At 40.3% G+C, this 19,963-nt stretch carries 6 protein-coding genes; all 6 read right to left on the minus strand.

What is annotated here, in order from left to right; all coding sequences use genetic code 11:
* Positions 1-12 precede the first annotated feature (12 nt).
* A complete protein-coding gene (locus tag O9332_RS05305) occupies positions 13-1,770 on the minus strand; it encodes an SDR family NAD(P)-dependent oxidoreductase (RefSeq protein WP_288024078.1) in 1,758 nt (585 codons plus the stop codon).
* Between the two features lie 170 nt (positions 1,771-1,940).
* Positions 1,941-2,660, minus strand: coding sequence for a Rossmann-fold NAD(P)-binding domain-containing protein (locus O9332_RS05310; RefSeq protein WP_287109102.1), 720 nt, complete (start codon positions 2,658-2,660; stop codon positions 1,941-1,943).
* A 56-nt stretch (positions 2,661-2,716) separates the two neighbouring features.
* Positions 2,717-6,538: a beta-ketoacyl synthase N-terminal-like domain-containing protein gene (locus tag O9332_RS05315; RefSeq protein ID WP_288024081.1), complete on the minus strand. Its 3,822-nt coding sequence runs from the start codon at positions 6,536-6,538 to the stop codon at positions 2,717-2,719.
* Positions 6,539-6,936: 398 nt separating this feature from the next.
* Positions 6,937-9,861, minus strand: a complete 2,925-nt coding sequence (locus O9332_RS05320; RefSeq protein ID WP_288024083.1) for an amino acid adenylation domain-containing protein — start codon at positions 9,859-9,861, stop codon at positions 6,937-6,939.
* A gap of 218 nt (positions 9,862-10,079) precedes the next feature.
* Positions 10,080-14,903 carry a type I polyketide synthase gene (locus O9332_RS05325; RefSeq protein WP_288024086.1) on the minus strand — a complete coding sequence of 1,608 codons (4,824 nt, stop codon included), beginning with the start codon at positions 14,901-14,903 and terminating at the stop codon, positions 10,080-10,082.
* Between the two features lie 197 nt (positions 14,904-15,100).
* Entirely contained in the window at positions 15,101-19,834 is a 4,734-nt protein-coding gene (locus O9332_RS05330; RefSeq protein WP_288024089.1) for a type I polyketide synthase, read from the minus strand.
* Positions 19,835-19,963 lie beyond the last annotated feature (129 nt).

The following is a 19,963-nucleotide window of genomic DNA, read 5'->3' on the forward strand; positions in this document are numbered from 1 at the left end:
ATTGAGAAAAAATTACAAGCAAACAGTATTCGATGAATTCACCGTATTGTTAAGAAACAAAACATTAAGACAAGAACTCAAAGTAACCTCCATATTATTTGCTTCTAAATAAATTTTCCCTTGAGAATTATAAGCAAGTGCATTAGCAATTACCTTAGTATCACTATGTTCATTAATGGATAATTTGATCCAAAATTCTTGATTAAAAGGGAGGGAACTAAACTGCTCAAGCTCATTTAGTTTTAGGGGTAAACTACCGGAATTGTAGTGTTTTCTGACCCAAACTAAAAGACATTGAAACAAGAGATCAGCCGTATAAGAATTAAAGGATTGAACACTAAACTGTCCTTGATCTTGTGCAGAAATTCGAGGTAAGTAACAGTTAAAAACAAGTTCGTTTTTATTAATTTCTAAGATTTTCTTAATTCCTTGAAATCTGGGCTGATGAAAAAGAACTCCTGCTTGATAGGGTTGTAAATTAAGGAAAGATTCCGTAACAGTCTGAATACTTTCCTCAAGTTTTCTCTCAGCTATTACTTGTTTAGTAATATTAATAATCCCCCGATAATGATAAAGGGGAATTCCTTTAGCGGTTTCACTCCAAATTAAGGCTTCAAATTTAATTTCATCTTCTGTTTTATCAACTTCAGTCAGATTCAAACAATACAAATTAGCTAAACTTTTATCAAAGACAACTCCTTTAAGCACCTGATAGTTATGACAACTTAAAAAACGATATCCTTGATAAAGTTGTTCGCAACTATTAGTGATCCATGCTAACGCACACATCGCAGGTAAAACTGCATTTCCCCCAATGACATGATCATAAACGAAAGGGTTTCCTCGTAACGTCAACCGACGATATAAACGGTAACTATGCTTTTGCGGTGTAACCAGTTTAGGAGAAGGAGAAATAGGGTTACTCATCACAATAATTTGAGGGGTTTTAGCTTGAGTTTGGGTTAATTCTTCTGCTAACATTTGCGCCCCTGTTTGTTGAGGAATAACCTTAATATTTTGCTGCTCAAACAACTGTTTAAGCTGTGGTGTCACCATTCCCCCATCCCAAGGACCCCACCCAATAGAAACCACATGACATTTAGGATATTTTTGTTGAAGTAAATAAGCATACTTGTTCAAAATTTCGTTAGCTAAAGAATAGTCAGATTGACCGATATTGCCATAAAATGAAACAAAAGAAGAAAATAAGGCAATAAATTTTAATCGGTTAACTTCTACCGAACTTAATAAACTATTTAACCCATCAATTTTGACACTATAAACCTTATCAAAATCCTGTTCAGTTTTGTTTTCAATTAATTTATCGGCTAACGTTCCCGCACCATGAATAATGCCCGTAATCTCTCCCCAACGTTGAATAATCGGTCTTAAAGTTGCTTTTACTTGCTGTGAATCGGTAACATTAACACTGCAATACTCGGCTTTTCCTCCTACTTTTTCAATCTCTGATAAGGTTTGCTTAATTTCCCGACTTTGACAGAGTTGTTGATACAGTGCTTGAACTTTTTTCGGAGTTGGTTTTTCATTTTGAGTTGCTAAATGTTGCATAATTTGCCTCTTTAACTCAGATTCATCTTGACAAGAAAGACTCCATTCAGGTTCAGGATCTAAAATTTGCGAACGACCTAATAAAATAAATTTACAATGATATTGTTGCGCCAAATAGATAACGCATTGAGCCGTAATTCCTCGGCCACCACCACTGACAATAACCACCGAAGATGAATTAAGTTGAGTATCATTAATCATGGGGAACATACCGTGTTAGTTGATAATTGATAGTTGATAGTTGATATTTAATAGTTAGTATATATTAGCTAAAAATCAGAATTTATACCGTAATTTATTTGAATAAATATAATTCTGTAGGGGCGCAATGCTCGCGCCCAGCTAATTTTATTCTAACTATTAACTTTTCCCTAATTACTGCTCAAAGAAGCTAATTCACAAGTCAAAGTCATTCGACCTTTTGGGGTATAACCCACCTCTTGAATTAAGCTATTAGGATCATGCAATTCAGCTAAAACAATTTGAGCCGTTGTCATTTCATCTAAGTCGGGACTAATATCTAGAGCGCGACAGAAGACCGATTCCCACTCTAGATTTAAGGTTTTCGTTAAGCCAAATAAACCGCCACTAATAGGGCTAAATTCTCGTTTTCCACTGAGACCAAATTCTCCATCTAAACGGGTTAAGCTGAGAAAACAACTGCGTCCTTGACTGGCCGCTTGCGTCAGAGAAGATTTAAGATGTTTGGCTAGTAAAAACACTTGTTTAACAATCGCTTGATCAGAATTAATTGAAGTCTCTTGATCTTGATTAAACCCCTGAGAGAGAGGATGTAAATGAATAAATGTGCCGATCAGTCCACAAGTTTTAAATATATCTCCCAATTGTGCTTGTAAATGTTCTTCACTTAAATGATTGAGAACAAAATGTCGAACCCCCGCAGGAAGAGAAGAACGCACAGGAATAAGGAATTGAGGGAAACTGAGAACCACAACTTGCCAGCCTTGGTTTAGCAAACTTTGAGCAACTTGGGCAGTAGTAGATGAACCATCATCGGTCACCAAACAGGTTTGATCAGGGGTTGAGGGAAAATCCCAATAATCTGGTGCAGCAAGGGGCTTCAGTTTCATTTGATAACGTCCAATATCACCGTGTTTTCGATGGTTAGACTGGGTAGAGGTAACAACTAAGCTATTTTTTTTTCTGTCACCATCATTTTCTCCCTCAAATACTGAACAATGTGGGCTAGGGTACGTTTTTCTGCTAATGCTTCAGGGCTAAGTTTGGGCAACCCAGAGAAAGCTTCTTGCAGACTTCCCATGATTTCTACCCGTTTGATCGAGTCAATGCCTAAATCTGCCTCTAAATCCATTTCTAATTCCAACATTTCCGTAGGATAGCCTGTTTTTTCACTGACAACCTCTAATAAGGCTTGACTTAGTGCATCATCTTGAATGGAGTCTAAAGAAGGTTCGCTCACTTCTGACACAGGTTCAGGTGTAGAGATGGCTGCAATGGGTTGACGAGGTTCTAAGTAGTTGACAATGGGGGAAATGTGAACAGGTTCAGGTTCGGGAGTCGGTAAGGGTTGAGGTGCAGTGTTTAAAGGTTGAGGTTCTGGAGTCCGTAAGGGCTGAGGTTCAGACTTAAAAGGGGTAGGATCAGGAAAGCTAACAGAGGAAACCTCTGAATTTTGCCGATCAAATTTTGAATTCTCCGAAGCAGCAGCAGGAGTAGAGAGTTCGTCAATTTGAGCAACTGCTGTCATCTCTTTTTGTTTGAATAACTGCAACACTGATTGAAAACTCTGGGATTGATGTTTAATGTACTCTTCGTGAACCTTGGCAAGACTCTGTTGATATTGGTAGAATGCCTGTAAAAGAGGGTTGATGTTGTTAGAAATAGCGTTGTTCATAGTCATGGTTACAGTTTGATCTCGAGAAACGATAGATAAATTGAGTGTTGGAATTTCCTCTGAAAGAGGCTGAGAATCAGAAGGATAAGGGTTGACGGAAGGAATAGAGGCTAAAATTTCCTCGTTTTCCGACCCTTTCACTTCCTCACACTTAGATTCAACCGTTTGGGAATCAACTGACGGTTCTATTTCCGCAGGTGAATCAGGTTGTAATGCAGCTCCGATCAAAGCTTTGGTTTTATCGCTGATGTAGTTGGTTGCATTCAGCTTCAGGATCATACCTTTGCGTTTGCTTGAAGGAGTCTTCACCGTCAAAGCTGCATTTTCCGGATCGTTTAACGGTAAACCTAAAACTCGAAGCTGCATTACTCCTTGTGAGAGTTGAACATCACTGTCCTTTTGCCGACTGGGGTTGAGTGCAATGGCCAGATGAGGGCGATCGCCTAAGATCTGTTTAACTAAGTTAGTGAGAATTTGGCGCGGTCCAATTTCCACAAAGCAATATCCGCCTTGAGCATAAATATTTTCAATTTGTTGGACAAACTGAACCGAATTCAACAACTGAGCTTCTAAAAGCTGACGCATCCCTGATAAATCTTTGGGATAAGGGGCCGCGGTCACATTAGCATAAACCGGAAGTTGGGGCGCATGAAACGTCACTTGATCCAACGCTTTCCCAAAGGGTTGACTAGCATGACGTACTAGAGAAGTATGAAAAGCAGCAGACACGGGTAAAGGCGTAACCTGATAGCCTTGAGAGCTTAAAATCTTCTCAATAGTGGCAATTTCTGAGGCTAATCCCGATAATACCACCTGTTCAGGTGCATTATAGTTAGCAATCTGCACATTGGCCATTCCTTCAACCCATTGCGCTATCTGAGATACTTTCCCCGTCACCGCTAACATCGCCCCTTGAGGGGTTGCTCCTTTCGGTGCGGCCATAGCCTGGCCTCTAGCTTGGATCAAGTAATAATAATCGTCGTCGGTGAAAACGCCTGCGGCCCAGAGTGCGGTTAATTCCCCAAAACTGTGACCGGCCACAAAATTTGGCTTAAATCCCGTCTTTTGCAACGTTTTATACAGTCCTACACTGAAAGCCCCGATCGCAGGTTGAGCATTTTCCGTCCGTTGCAGTAAAGAGGTTTGCCGTTTTTCGTCCACCTCGTTAAAGGTAGGAATCGGAAATAATCCTGCTGAAAGGGGCGTTAAACCCGCTTTAGCTCTCAATATGTCCAATTTTTGATAAGCGGTTTGGATTTCTGGCAAATTTAGGGCAATTTCTCGACCCATATTCAGGTATTGAGAACCTTGGCCGGGGAACAATGCTACGACTTTTCCCTCCAGTAATAACCCCGTCTTACGGTAATAAATACCTTGGGGATGTTCCCATGCCTCTGCTTGAGGCTGTTTTTGCAACTGTTTAACGGCTGCTTGTAGTAATTTAATAGCTTCCGCCAAGGAAGTCGCAACAAAGCCCACTCTAGCAACCTTTAAGGGAAGTTGAGCCGATTTGCTTTGATTTTGTAGTTCAATATAAACTTGTGACCCTTGGGGAGATTGCAACTGTTCTAGAGCTTTTTGACAAGTTTGTCTTAATTCTTCAGGATTTTGACCCCAGAGTAAAATTGATTGGGGACGGTGATGAATTCGATTTTCTCCTTGGGGTAATTTGGGCGTATATTCTTCTAACACCACATGATAATCTGTTCCCCCAAAGCCAAAGGAACTAACCCCGGCCCGTCTCGGTGTCTTTCCTTTGGGCAACCAAGGACGGGTTTCGGTGTTGAGATAAAAAGGCGAGTCTTCAATCTTAAATTTAGGGTTGGGTTCGGTAATGTTAATGGTAGCAGGAAGAATTTTATGATGTAAGGCCAAAGTCGTTTTAATTAAACTTGCAGCACCCGCCGCCGCCTTGGTATGACCAATTTGAGATTTGACACTACCCAGAGCAATCGTTTGCTTTTCTGCGTTATTTTCGCTAAAAACCTCATTCAGGGCTGTAAATTCACAAAAATCTCCTGCTGGTGTTCCAGTACCATGGGCTTCAACTAACCCCAAGGTAGCGGGAGAAAATCCCGCCTCTTGATAGGCGCGCCGTAAGGATCTAACTTGACCTTCAGGACGCGGTGCATAGATACTTTTAAAACGACCATCACTAGCAGTCCCGATGCCTTTAATCACTGCATAGATGCGATCTCCGTCTCGTTCTGCATCCTCAAGCCGTTTAATCACCAGCATTCCCAATCCTTCCCCTACCATCATGCCATCGGAGGTAGCATCAAAGGGATTGAGACAATCTTTCTTAGAAAAAGCTGGAGTTTTGCTAAAACACATATAGTTAAGGATGGAATTATCCGTGTCAAAGCCCCCTGTAAGCATCATGTCACAACGGCCTTCAATTAATTCACTGATCGCCATTTTTAAAGCACTTAAGGAACTCGCACAGGCTGCATCCACCACACAATTAGTTCCTCCTAAATCAAAGCGATTAGTAATACGACCTGCTACGACGTTTGGTAACATACCGGGGAAAGAATTTTCTTGCCAAGGCACATAGGCAGCCTTCATATTTTCGATAATTTTGTCGGTTTGTTCTTGAGATAAACCACTTTTTTGGCAAATTTTCTTCCAGAGAGGATATTGCAGACGACTGGTTAAGGGAGTAATGCTTTTCCAGAGTCCGCTTCCTCCTAAAATAACCCCTGTTGTTTCTCGATTAAACTCTTTTCCTTGGTTATAACCCGCATCTTCTAAAGCTTGTTTAGCCATCACTAAACCAAGTAAATGAGCCGAATCTAAAGCTTCTAACGTATCAGGTGGCAGACCAAATTCTAAGGGGTCAAAATCAATTTTTGGCAAAAAGCCCCCCCATTTACCATAGGTCTTATCTGGTGCTTTCGGGTCTGGATCATAGTAATCTTCTAAATTCCAGGCACTTTCTGGCACTTCAGTGATTCCATTCACTTTACCGAGAATATTTTGCCAATATTCCTGTAAATTCTTGGCTTTAGCAAATAAGGCCGACATTCCAATAATAGCGATCGGTGTTTTTTGTAAAGCAGTTAGGCTAGAGGTTGAGGATTGAGCAGACATTGTAGGTGTGTTCTCCAATCAATAATATAGCAGTCTGTAGAGACAACGAATAGTTCTTAAAGAATGAACAAAGAATTGTTTGATTCCCTTTAGCTTCAGTTTAGGCAGAGTTCCAAGTTTATACAATGGATGATCTACTCTCACAAATGGATGATTTTTAGTAAGCGTTCGGGGGGGGAAAAATCTGGTAACTAGAGCAGTCCATCACGCTCTTGGTGACGCCAATTCAAGTCTGAATTGCATCACTATCTGATCTACCTTTGGGGAATACCTCATTCGGGGTACGATAGTCAAGACATTTTCGAGGTAGCACTTTTGCCAAAGTATTCTCCTGACTTAATCAAACGGATTTAATATGAGTCAATGCCACGGACTGCTTGACACTCCCCCCTGAAAGGTTAGGAATCAGCAACACCAATAGGCACTAATTCCTCAAGAAGAATGAGGTAATCTTGTCCGATTTTTTCAATGGTCGTAGGAAGATGGAAATTACGAGAATATTCAATTCTTATCTCTAACTGACCATCTATGATTAGGAAAAAGAATTCAATCAATGTGGTACGTTTTTGATCCAGTGGCGATAAACGACAATCGCGCTCGCCATAAACAAACTCAAACAAGTCAGAGAGAGGAACCGAACGATTTCCCAGATAATTAGCCCTTACTGGGGTTAAATTACTATCAGGATAGAGATATTCAGGTAAAGACTCACCTATCCAATCATAAGTTACGCCATTCATTGGTAAGCTTTCAAACTGCTCATTGATGGTACTGATAGTTTTTTGCCAAGTCGTAGAAGTGGATAAATTAATGCCTATGGGAAAATTTACAGCATAATTGCCCATACTTTCCATAAAAGACTGACCTTCGCCTAAATCTCGCCCATGACTACGATGACTGATAACCACCTGTTGGCGTTGACTCCAATCACCTAATAAACGGTATAAAGGAGCAAGGAGAATAGGATAAAAGTTAGACTGATAATAAGCCTTGCCTTGGCTTAATAACTGTTTAGTTTGCGCTTTACTTAGGACAAATCGCGCACTTTCGGCAGAAGCTTCAATATTTGGGCCTTTGACATGATCGACGGGGACTTCAAAGCGACTCTCTGCATCGGGAAATTGTTCCTTCCAATAATTCAAGTGTTCGTTCATTGTTCCTTTTTTCTCCTCATCCCTCAAGACTTGCACAAAATCTAAGTAAGACTGAGGATTAGGGTTAGGAAAAGTCGGATCACTTCCTACCAATAATTGATGATAGGCACTCCAAAGTTCCTTAAACAAGAGGGTTGCACTTAACATATCAGCAATGATGTGGTGAGCGACCATCGTAATATCGTAGCAATAGGGACTAACTTTAACGACAAGAGTGGCAGTGAGTGGCCAACGGTCAATCTGGATTTTTTTAGCTAAATCTGACATTTGAGCTTGAATTTTAGCATTACGTTCTGCTTCTGTTAAGTGGCTTCCATCCCAATACTCTGCCAGGATAGGTTGAGGATCATTGATCAAGTATTGCTGCCATTTACCTTGATTTTGTAGGCAAACCGTCCGAAAAGCTTCATGACGTTGCACCAAAAGATTAGCAGCTTGATTGAAAATATCAAGATTCAAAGACTGATGATAGAGAAAACGAGTATAACCGAACCATTGATAGGGAGGTTCAAAATAGTTGACTAACCAACGTTGTGCCGGTCCAAGGGGGACAAGAGAAGGAGTAGGGGGAGCAGCGGGAGGAGCAAGTAATTCGGCGGCTAATGCTTTACGGTCTAACTTTCCGTTATGATTCTTAGCAAGTTGTGGAAACCAAGCGAATCGTTGAGGAATCATGTAATGGGGGAGTTTTTGTTCTAAATGTGCTTTGAGAACTCGGTTTTTGATTTTATCCCCCGATAAACAAGCAATTAATCGTTTTTGTCCTTCACCGTAATCAATAGCTAAAACGGCGGCCTCGCGGACATTGGGATGAGTGGTTAAGATGCTCTCAATTTCCCCTAATTCAATGCGAAAACCCCGAATTTTGACCATATTATCGATACGTCCATGATATTCCAGCGTACCATCGGGTAATTCCTTGACTAGATCACCTGTCCGATAAATATAGTCACCAGAGACATCAGAAAAAGGATTAGAACAGAACGCTTTAGCGGTTTTTTCAGGATCTTTGAGGTATCCTAACGCTAATTGTACGCCACCAAGCCAAAGTTCTCCCATTTCCCCTTGTTTAACAGGTTGCATCTGATCATCCAACACTTTGAGATAGACATTATCGATCGCTTTTCCGATGGGAATTTGGCTGCTGGTGCGTTCGTCAGGACGTTCTGTAATAATATGGTAAGTCACATCAATGGAGGCTTCTGTCGGTCCATAAAGATTGGCTAAACCTGTCTTTAATCCATAACAATCAAGCCATTTTTGGATAAAAGACATGGGTAAAGCTTCCCCACTAAAGATTAACCAGCGTAAATCAGGAAATGTCCAAGATTCGTTTTCAATCGCACTGATAAATTCCCCAAAGAGGGAGGGAACAAAGTGCATTACATTAATTTTAGTCTTTTTAATCCAGGCAGCAAATTCCCAAGGATTTAAGACTACTTCGCGTTTGACGGGACATATTGTTGCACCTTCCATTAACGTCCAGAAAATTTCCCATACGGAAATATCGAAACAAAAAGAGGTGCGTTGTGCGATGCGATCGCCTGTTTTCAGGGAAAATGTCTTTTGCATCCATTCTAGACGATTCATATAACCGCGATGGTTTAACATTACCCCTTTTGGCCGTCCTGTTGATCCAGACGTATAAAGAATTACCATTAAATCCTCAGGACGATTACAAAGATTTATGGATTCTTTACTGTGTTTTTGCCAGATAGAAGTGGTAATCTGAGTTAAATCATTAATTTTGTTTAATCTTTCTCCTTCATCTAAAAAGAGGACGGTTTGCAAGGGTAAAGGTTCTGTCACACAAGAAATTAACTGTTCACTTACCTGATGTTCGGTAAGTAAAATCTCGATAGTGGCATGATGAAGAATATAACGCAATCTTTCGACGGGATAATCGGGATCTAAGGGTACATAACAGCCACCGGCTTTAAGAATTCCCAAAATACCAATAATCATGCCTGGATTTCGTTCCGTCATAATTCCTACTCTGGTATTGGGGTTAACACCTTGAGTCTGTAAATAAGCAGCAACTTGATTAGAAAGATGGTCTAATTGTTGATAAGTTAGGGGACAAGTCTCATCTAAAACAGCGATCGCATCAGGGGTTAATTGTGCTTGTTTAATAATTTTATAGTAGGGAATTTCGGGGGAAAAAGCCATAAGAATAATCCTCTATTAGATGTTAGGTGGTAGGGGCGCAAGGCTTGCGCCCATTGGTCTTTTAAAAGGTAGCCATTAAGGACTGATAACGAACCTTCGCTGATTGAGGTATAGCCGGACAAAAAAAGTTCAGGATATCATAAATATTTGTGGATTCCTACCTACCGCAGGAATGACATATTTTTCTTCGTCCTAACATTAATTTGTCGGGCTATATTTTACGAATAGCTGTTGACGATTGAAGGTTGAGATGGGGCTAAAATAGCAGCCATTTCTTGCAAGGTACGACAATTTAAAAGGTCTTGGCGATATTGTTTGCCATAAATCCCTTCTAGCTTGGTAACAAGGCGAATGCGTTCTAAAGAATCTAGTCCTAAATCTGCCTCCAAATCATCACTTATTTCGTCTTCTTCAATTGTCCAATGACAAATTTCGGAAGTTATTTGTCGTAGCATTTCTTCAATCTCTGTATTAAGAGAAATAGAGGAAGAATGAGAAATAATAACTTGATCTTGCACGGGTAAATTGGCTAGTTCTTCAATTTGGCTGACATAGGCTGTCATTAATTGATCTATTAGCAATAAGTCAAAGTGATGGTAATCGTAACTTGCAAATAAATGAAGACGATTATTAAAGATTTCTTGCAGAATATCAATTGTTCCAGTTGCGTTCATTCCTCCTGCTTGATAGTCAGTAATTGATAAAGCATCATACTGAGGTTGCAGGTGAGTTTGTCCCGTATAAGGAAGGTATAAATTAGACTTTAAAGCCTCCTGTATTAAAGAAAGACTATGAGGGGGAATTTTACCCTTTTCTAGGGTAATATTGTCTCGAAAAATTGTTCCCATTTGACGAGTTTGCGCCCGATCTAAACCGGTGCCAATATGTTGTTGTACAGTTTGCTGAATTTGGCTTAAAAAGGTCGGCCAATCTTGCTCAGATTGAGGTTTAGCAAAACTTAATGCCAGATTTTGAGCAAAACTACTAACCACACCTGTTGCATCTACTTCGGGGTAAATTCGTCCACTGGTGGGAATCGAAATTCCGATATTTTCAGCTTTTGAATCTATTTGTGACATAGTTTTTAGAAATGCACCTAATAATAGTGCATTCATCGGGACTCGCCATTGACGGGTTTTGTCGATTAATTGAGAGGTAGTTTCTGCTGAAAGTAGATACTTTTGATTGTAAAAGAGAGGAGATTTTTGAGCATTTTTCTGCTGTTTAGGTTGCCAACGATAGGACATTCCAGACACAGCATTATTGTATTCTGCTAAGGCTCGATCTTCCTCAATATCTTGCCAATCGTTCATTAATTGAACCTGTTTTCGATAATCTTCTACAGTCAATGTAGGGGGAAGATTTGGCGTTTCTTTAGCAACTATAGCCCGGTAAATTTCCAAGAATTCCCGCATCATGACATGGTTACTTAACCCATCTGAAATTAAGTGTTCATTCCCTAAAAATAATTGATGAATTTGATCGGATAATTTAAGCACAGAAAATCCATGCAGTGGCCATTGCGTTAAAGACCAGTTATAGTTTAACCAATGATAGATTTCTTCTTCAATTTTCTCCCCTTGTTCATCGGGAGTTAAAGTGGTGAAATCTTTAACAATAATTTCAGGAGGAATGGGGTTTTCTAGCACTTCTAATTGATAGTCTGCAAAGCAGGTGGCATCCTCTGGAATCTGAAATTGCGCCCGTAACATGGGATGTCGATTAATTAACAGTTTCCATGCTTGTTGAGCAATATTTAAGTCAAATTCTCCTGCAATTTTAACCTTAGTAAATAAACTATTAGAATTGAGACTCCAATAACTCATTAACAAGGGAATTTGACTATGGAGAATAGGAACCAGATTCGAGGGTTGTGTTTTCAGGTTTTTGGTTTGTGGTTTAGGGTTAGAGATTTGAGGTTTGGGGGATGAAGTATGAGATTGAAGAATGGTTAATAATTCCTGAAGATTGGAGACTTGCATTAAATGGCGTAGGGAAAAGGTTTCACTAAATTGACTACGTTGCTCTTCAGGAATTAATGATAGTAACCCGTTCATTAATTGGGTCATCATAATAGAATCTAACCCTAAATCTGCTTCTAAGGAAACATTCAAACTCAATTGCTGAGGATTTAAACCCGTAATTTGACTTATTAAAGCAATTAATTGACTTTCTAAGCTTTCAGCCTTGGTTTCGTTTTGTTTTTGGGTTGGGCGCAAGTCTGGCACCCCTACAGTTTCTCTTTCTTGGCTTTGGTGTAAGTCTTGCCCTTCTAAGGTTTCTGTCTCTTGGGTTGGGCGCAAACTAGGCTCCCCTACGGTTAACCAGTAGGGTTGTTTTTGGAAAGCATAAGTAGGTAAAGGAAGACGAAGACGAGCATAATCTTTATCAAAGCCATTCCAATCAATATTAACCCCAGAAACGGCTAATTTTGCCACACTTTGTAATAAAATTTGCCAATCATCCTGTCCTCGTTGTAGGGAAGATAACCACAGATAATCAGGGTTTGCTAAGGTTTTTTGACCCAATCTCGTTAAAATCGGATGAGAGCCGATTTCAATAAATAGATTATAACCTTGGCTGGCTAAGGTTTCTATTGCTGGGGCAAATTGGACGCATTGACGCACTTGTTGACACCAATAGTCCTCTGTTACTGCTTGGCTGATTTCTTCACCTGTGACGGTGGAAATCCAATCTAATTGGGGTGTTTTATAGCTAATTTTAGCAGCGATCACTTTAAATTCTGCTAATATCGGTTGCATCATCCCGGAATGAAAAGCATGAGATACCTGAAGCAGACGCACTTCAATGCTTTGTGATTCTAAATCCGCTTTAATCCGATTAATCGCTTCCTTGTCACCCGAAATAACGATATTTTCCGAACTATTGATAGTGGCAATCTCAACTTGATCCCCATAAGGAGAAATAACAGATTTTACTGTTTCAATAGGGGCAAATATGGCCGCCATTGCGCCTTTTTGGGGTAAAGACTGCATTAAGCGTCCTCTTTCGGCAATTAACTTGATTCCCTCTTCGAGAGAATAAACCCCTGCAACACAAGCGGACACATATTCCCCCACACTATGACCTAAAACCCCATCAGGTTTAATGCCCCAAGACTGCCATAATTTATATAATGCGTATTCAATGGCGAATAGGGCGGGTTGAGTATAAGCAGTTTGGTCTAATAAGCTAGAATCACTGTATAAAACCTCTAATAAGGACTTTTCTAGGTAAGGTTGCAATAAGCGATCGCATTCCTCTAAGGCATGACGAAAGGTGGGTTGAGTTTCATACAGTTGTCGTCCCATGTCTGCATACTGAGAACCTTGTCCTGTAAACAAGAAAGCAATCTTATTTTGACGACTTTTTGCAACTGCTTGGCTGAAAACATTCAAACAAGGTTGTTTTTGCGTAAATGCTGTTAAAGAGTCCTTGGCTTCAAGGGTTGATTTTGCCAAAATTGCCAGACGATGGTTAAATTGTCCTCGTCCCGTGTTGGCACTAAAAGCTAAGTCTGCTAGGTTTAATTGAGGATTTTTCTCTAAATAGTTGACCCATTTTTGCGCTAAATCATCTAAAGCATCGTCGCTTTTCGCTGATAGAGTGAGTAAATGAGCAGGACGATCCACTTCAGAAGGATTAAAGCTTAATTGAGGCGGTTCTTCGATGATAATGTGGGCATTTGTGCCACTTAATCCAAATGCACTAATTCCGGCCCTTCTAGGTTCTTCTGTTCGCTGCCAAGGCAGAGAAGCGGTAGGAATTTTGAGAGCGGTTGCAGCAGCCGCTAAATCAGGATTAAGTTCTTTAAAATGAAGATGGGGGGGAATTTCTTGATTTTTTAGGGATAAAATGACTTTTAATAGGCTGGCCATCCCGGCTGCAATTTCTAGGTGGCCGATATTCGTTTTTACTGAACCCACCATTAAGGGGTTATCAGTGGAACGATCTTTGCATAGTACATTGTTAATCCCCCGTACTTCAATAGGGTCGCCTAACGCTGTTCCTGTCCCGTGTGCTTCTAAATAGCTAATTTGTTCGGGTTTTACTTTTGCATTCTCCAATGCTTGACGAATAACTGCCATTTGCGCTGATCCATTGGGAACCGTTAAACCACTACTGGGGCCATCTTGATTGACCGCCGAGCCTCTAATTACCCCTAAAATGTTGTCTCCATCGCTTATAGCATCAGAAAAGCGTTTTAAGACCACCATTCCACAGCCTTCCCCTCTCACATAGCCATTTGCATCTTTATCAAAGGTTTTACAACGACCATCAGGGGACAAAGCGCGGGTTTTAGAAAGATATAACGTCACCTCCGGGGATAGCATTAAACTAACTCCCCCTGCTAAAGCTAAATTTGACTCTCTATTGCGTAAGCTTTGACAAGCCAGATGTACCGTGACTAAAGAGGTAGAACAGGCGGTATCAATGGCTAAACTGGGTCCTTGTAGCCCTAAAAAATAGGATAAGCGACCTGAAGCGAAACAAAACGCATTTCCTGATCCCGTATAAGCATCAATGGGAATTTGTTGCTTAATTTGCCGTTTTGCGTAATCATCCAAGCCAATGCCCACAAATACGCCTGTTTGCGTCCCTGTCAGCTTCTGAGGTGCAATTCCGGCATTTTCTAACGCTTCCCAACTTACCTCTAATAATAATCGTTGTTGAGGGTCTAGTGCGATCGCCTCCCGGGGAGTCATCCCGAAAAATTGCGGATCAAATTGATCTACCGCGTCAATAAACCCACCATAACGAGCATAAGTTTTGTTAGGAAGATCGGGATTTTCGTCATAATAAGCCTCAGCATCCCATCTTTGGCTAGGAACAGGGACAATTGCTTCTTTTCCCCTTGATAATAGCTCCCAAAACGCCTCTGGACTATTTGCACCCCCCGGAAAACGACACCCCATGCCAATAATAGCGATCGGTTCATTTTTTTGCCGTTCTAAGGCTTCAATCTTGTTACGAGCTTCTTTAAGCGCAATAACTGCTTTTTGTAACGGCGTTAATTCTGTTTTCTGGTGATGAGAACCCATGATGTTAAAATGCTCCTTAGATATTAGGTGTGAGGTGTTAGGTATTCAGATAACTGATAAGTAGGTAGGCACAATTATTTGTAGGATGGGTTAGCGGTAGCGTAACCCATGCGGGCGTTGGGTTTCATGCTTCAACCCAACCTACGTTCATTTTATATTTAATTCCACCCACCTACTTAACTGATAACTGATAACTGTTAAAGTAATGCTTCTAATTCCGCCAATTCTCGCTCCATTAGGGCTTCTGTTTCTACTTCTGACAGCGACTCCAATTCAGCAAGGGCTTGGTGGAGTACTACAACGTCCGTTGACTCGGTTTCCGAAGAAATCTGAGAATTTTCTGAATTATCTTGCCAAGCAAATACTTCTTGGACAAAATACTGCACCACATCACCAATAGTGGGATACTCAAAAGCAAAGGTGGAAGGTAAAGAGACAGAAAATAAGCCTTCTAGACGATGTTTCAGTTCTACGGACATTAAAGAATCCATTCCCATCTCAAAGAACCCTTGATCAGTATCTGGTAAAGTATCTCCGTGAATTCCTAAGACTTGCGCTACTTCTTGCTGTAAACGAGTGGTTAATAGGGTGACTCGTCGGTGAGGAGGGTTTTTTTGGATGGTTTGGGGGAAATTCTCGACCGTTTGCCCAAAATTATCCTGATCTTGCTTGAATAACGCTTCTAAGAAAGCCACCCGTCCTTTTGCTGCAACAATCGTTTTAAACTTAGACCAATCAATCTCTGCTACCATTGTTTGAGTAACATTACCATGGATTAGAGCATCTAAAGTATCCAAGGCTAAATTAGGTTGTAATGGATTGATTCCCAGGCGTTTTAAGCCTTCTTCATAGCCTTGCGTGGCCATTCCCCCTTTAGCCCAAGGTCCCCAGTTAATGCTTAACCCTGTGAGTCCAGACTCTCGACGGTAGTGCATTAAACCATCTAAGAAATGGTTGGCAGCGGCATAGTGAATTTGACCTCGTGATCCGATTAAAGCAGATATGGAAGAGAAACAAACAAAGAAATCTAAGGATAAATCTTGAGAAAGTTGGTGTAAATTCCAGGCTCCTGCTGCTTTAGGATTAAATACGCTCTCAAAACAATGGAAATCCATCTTGTCAATGGTGCGATCGCTTAAAACCCCTGCCGCATGAATAATACCCTGTAAGGGAGGACAATTTTCTTGAATTTGGTGAAAAAGTTGACGGGTTTGTTGATAATCACTGACATCAGCGGCAATTACTTGAATAGTAGCCCCTTTATCCTCTAAAGCTTTGATTTTTACCTGTTTATCCGTTGAATGGTCAGCTAAGGCTCGCCGACTGGTTAAGATTAAATGATTTGCACCTTTTTCAATTAACCAATCTGCTAAACTTAATCCTAAAGAGCCTAAGCCACCAGTAATGAGATAACTGGCTTCTGTCTTCTTAAAATTGATGTTTGAGCTTTTTATTGCTTTATTAGGTACTAAACGGGCAACATATCGTTGATGATCCCGAAAAGCGATGCGATCTTCTCCTAGATTTTCTGTTATTTCAGCAATAATTGCTTGAGACGATGGTTGTTTTTCTTCTAAATCAATCAATCCTCCCCATAAATTAGGATATTCAAGGGCAATGACTTGACCCATTCCCCATAAGGACGTTTGCGCTATTTTAAGCGGTTTAACAGCATCATTCACCGGTTGTGCTTGTTGTGTTATGACCCAAAGTTTAGGGGGTTCTTTAGTTTTAAATTGAGCTAAAGCTTGTGTTAGATACAATAAACTGGCATAAGAACGAGTTTGAGAGGGTTGGGAGTTAATATCGCTGTCTAACCCCCATAAATAGACCACTTTGGTGATTGGTTCAGTTAGATCTTGTAACAACCGTTGAAAATCCTTATCATTATTAGGATTAATTTGATAATGACCTGACACCAACTTCTGATAAGTTTGACCAGAAGACACCAAAATATAAGCATCATTTAGCGTTGTTGCTAAGGCTTTACCAACTCCTTGATTATCATTAAAAATTAACCACCGTTCTCCTTGAGAAGGCTTATTTTTTAAGTTTAAAGGACTGAGTTGCCATTCCACTTGATAACAGTTTTTACTCACATCCTGTAGGATAGGCATTTTGCCTGTTATTGTTGCATCTTCCCCAACCAATAACTGTAATAATTGTGGTAAAAACTGCTTGACTTCAGGTGATAATTGAACACTTTGATTTAACTGTTCCGTTAGTTGTTCAGTTTTGCCTTCAACTAATAAATTAAGTAAACTAGAAGCAGAAGAAACAGACTTAAATTGAGGTTTAGCATCACTTACCCAATAAGATTCATGTTGCCAAGGATAAAGCGGTAACTTAACAAACTGACAATTTTCGGGATATAATTTTTCCCAATTAATCGACTGTCCCCAAGTATAGAGCTTTCCTAAAGAATTTAATAGCGTTCCCCGTTCAGAATGTTCTCGTCTTAGAGAGGGTAAAACAAATCCCTCAGTATCTTGTTCTCGTAAGGTACTTTTAATATATCCCAATAAAACAGGATGGGGGCTGATTTCAACAAAGATAGTATGACGAGATTTAATCATTGCTTCAATCGCAGGGTTAAAACGTACCGTCTGACGCATATTTTGTCCCCAATAAGCGGCATTAAATAATGTCCCCTCTTGTTGATCACCTGTTACGGTTGAGAAAATTGGTATGGTGCTTTTTTGAGGCTGAAGCTCTCCTAATTTTTTCACTAACTTATCCGCAAAAGTAGTCATTTGTTGACTATGAAAAGCATAATTAACAGGGAGTTCTTTGTAGAAAATATGAGGATGGTTTTGGGACAATTCAGCAATTAATTGATCGAGCGATTGAGACTCCCCAGATACAACCGTTGAATAAGGACTATTAATGGCAGCAATTTCTAATTTATTTTCCCAAGCAGCCATTAAATTTTCTACCTCATTAACAGGTAATTCAATCGCAAGCATTTTTCCATTTCCTGTTGCTTGCTGCATCAACTGTCCGCGCTGACAAATCAAATGAATGGCTTCCTCAAGAGTTAGAATTCCCGCAAAATGGGCGGCTGCAACTTCTCCCAAGCTGTGACCAACCACAGATTTAGGATTAATCCCCCAAGATTGCCATAATTTAGCTAATCCAACTTGTAAAGCGAATAAAGCAGGTTGAGAAACTTCTGTTTCTTGTAAACGAGATTGAGCTTCAGACGCATTAAATTCCGCTAATAATGACCAGTTAGCATACTTTTGAATCAAAGTATCACATTGTTTAATAACAGAGCGAAAAACCGGTTCTGTTGCTAATAATTCCCGTCCCATTGCCCACCATTGAGGTCCTTGGCCAGAAAAGACAAAAGCAATGTTGGTTTTACGTTTTGAAGGCTTAGATTGAGTCGATAAATCAATCGTTTCTAACTCTTTTAAACCCTTCAATAATTCTTCAGGAGAATGAACCAGAACTGCCTGACGATGAGCATGATGAGTCCGTCTTAAACTAGCACTATAACAAAGATTCTGGACAAATTCAGCGGTTAAAGCTTGATCTTTCAGGAAATCTTCATAATTTTGAGCTAAATCTTTGACCGCTTCTTGACTATGGGCAGATAAAGGAAGTAAATGAGGGAAAGTTAAGGCAATTGGTTCTTGGTGAGATAAATTAGCTTCTTCCAAGATAAGATGAGCGTTTGTTCCCGAAAATCCAAAAGAACTAATTCCCACCTTGGCGGTTGTTTCCTGTTGTGGCCAGGTAATTAAAGATGATTGAAGCTTAAGGGGTAACTTATCAAAGGGAATATAAGGATTCGGCTTGTTAAAATGCAGACTGGGCGGAATTTGCTTGTTTTTCAGGGAGAGTGCCATCTTAATCACACTGGCAATTCCTGCCGCTGCTTCGAGATGTCCTATATTACTTTTTACCGATCCCACCAAACAAGGATTATCCTTGTCTCGTCCTTCTTCTAACACAGATCCCAAGGCTATCGCTTCGATGGGATCGCCTAAAGATGTTCCAGTCCCGTGCAATTCCACATAATTAAGCTCTTTTGGCTCAATTTCTGCATTTTTCAAGGCTGATCGAACCAAGCTTTCTTGTGCTGGTCCATAAGGAACCGTTAACCCCTTACTGCGTCCATCATGATTAATAGCAGTTCCTCTAATTAACGCATAAATGGAATCATTGTCTGCGATCGCTTGAGCCAACGGTTTGAGAATAATACAACCGACTCCCTCACTTCGCACATATCCATTGGCACTTTCATCAAAGGTTTTGCAACGTCCATCAGGAGACAAGGCTTTCAATTTGCTTAACGCAATATTACCAATAGGGGATAAAATCAGGTTAACCCCTGATGCGATCGCCATTGAAGACTCATCATTCCATAAACTTTGACAAGCGAGATGCACTGCGACCAAAGAGGAAGAACAAGCCGTATCTACCGCTAAACTAGGACCTTTTAAGTTAAAAAGATAGGAAAGACGACCGGCTGCGATATTTGTGCAGTTTCCTGTTAAATCATAGCCTTGGGGATGGTGGCTATATCCTGCATGGATGCGACTATAATCGTTTGTGGCAATTCCCACAAATACACCTGTTTTCGATCCTGCCAATTGTTCCCGTGTTATTCCTGCATCTTCAATGGTTTCCCATGCGACTTCTAGGAGTAAGCGTTGCTGAGGGTCCATTAATACGGCTTCTCTGGGGGAAATTCCGAAAAAATTAGCATCAAACCCATCAACTTGCGATAAAAATCCCCCATAACGAGAATTCATTTTCCCCTGTGTTTCAGGATTCTCATCATAATATTCATTAATATTCCAGCGCTCCTTAGGAATTTCGGTGATTCCATCTTTTCCTTGGGATAATAATTTCCAGAATTCATGAGGATTATTGGCTTGAGGAAAACGACAGCCAATCCCAATAATTGCAATAGGTTTCATAGTTTAGAGACTCCGTAATTAATAAACAGCAATTTACTTAAATAGAGAAACAAAATAATTCCCTTAAATGAGTAGGGTGAGCAAAAATCTTGATAAGTGAATCGTTATGATTTAATTTCACCCCCCCAA

This window comes from Microcystis sp. LE19-10.1B (assembly GCF_027530565.1).
In the GTDB taxonomy this organism is placed as follows: Bacteria; Cyanobacteriota; Cyanobacteriia; order Cyanobacteriales; family Microcystaceae; genus Microcystis; species Microcystis aeruginosa.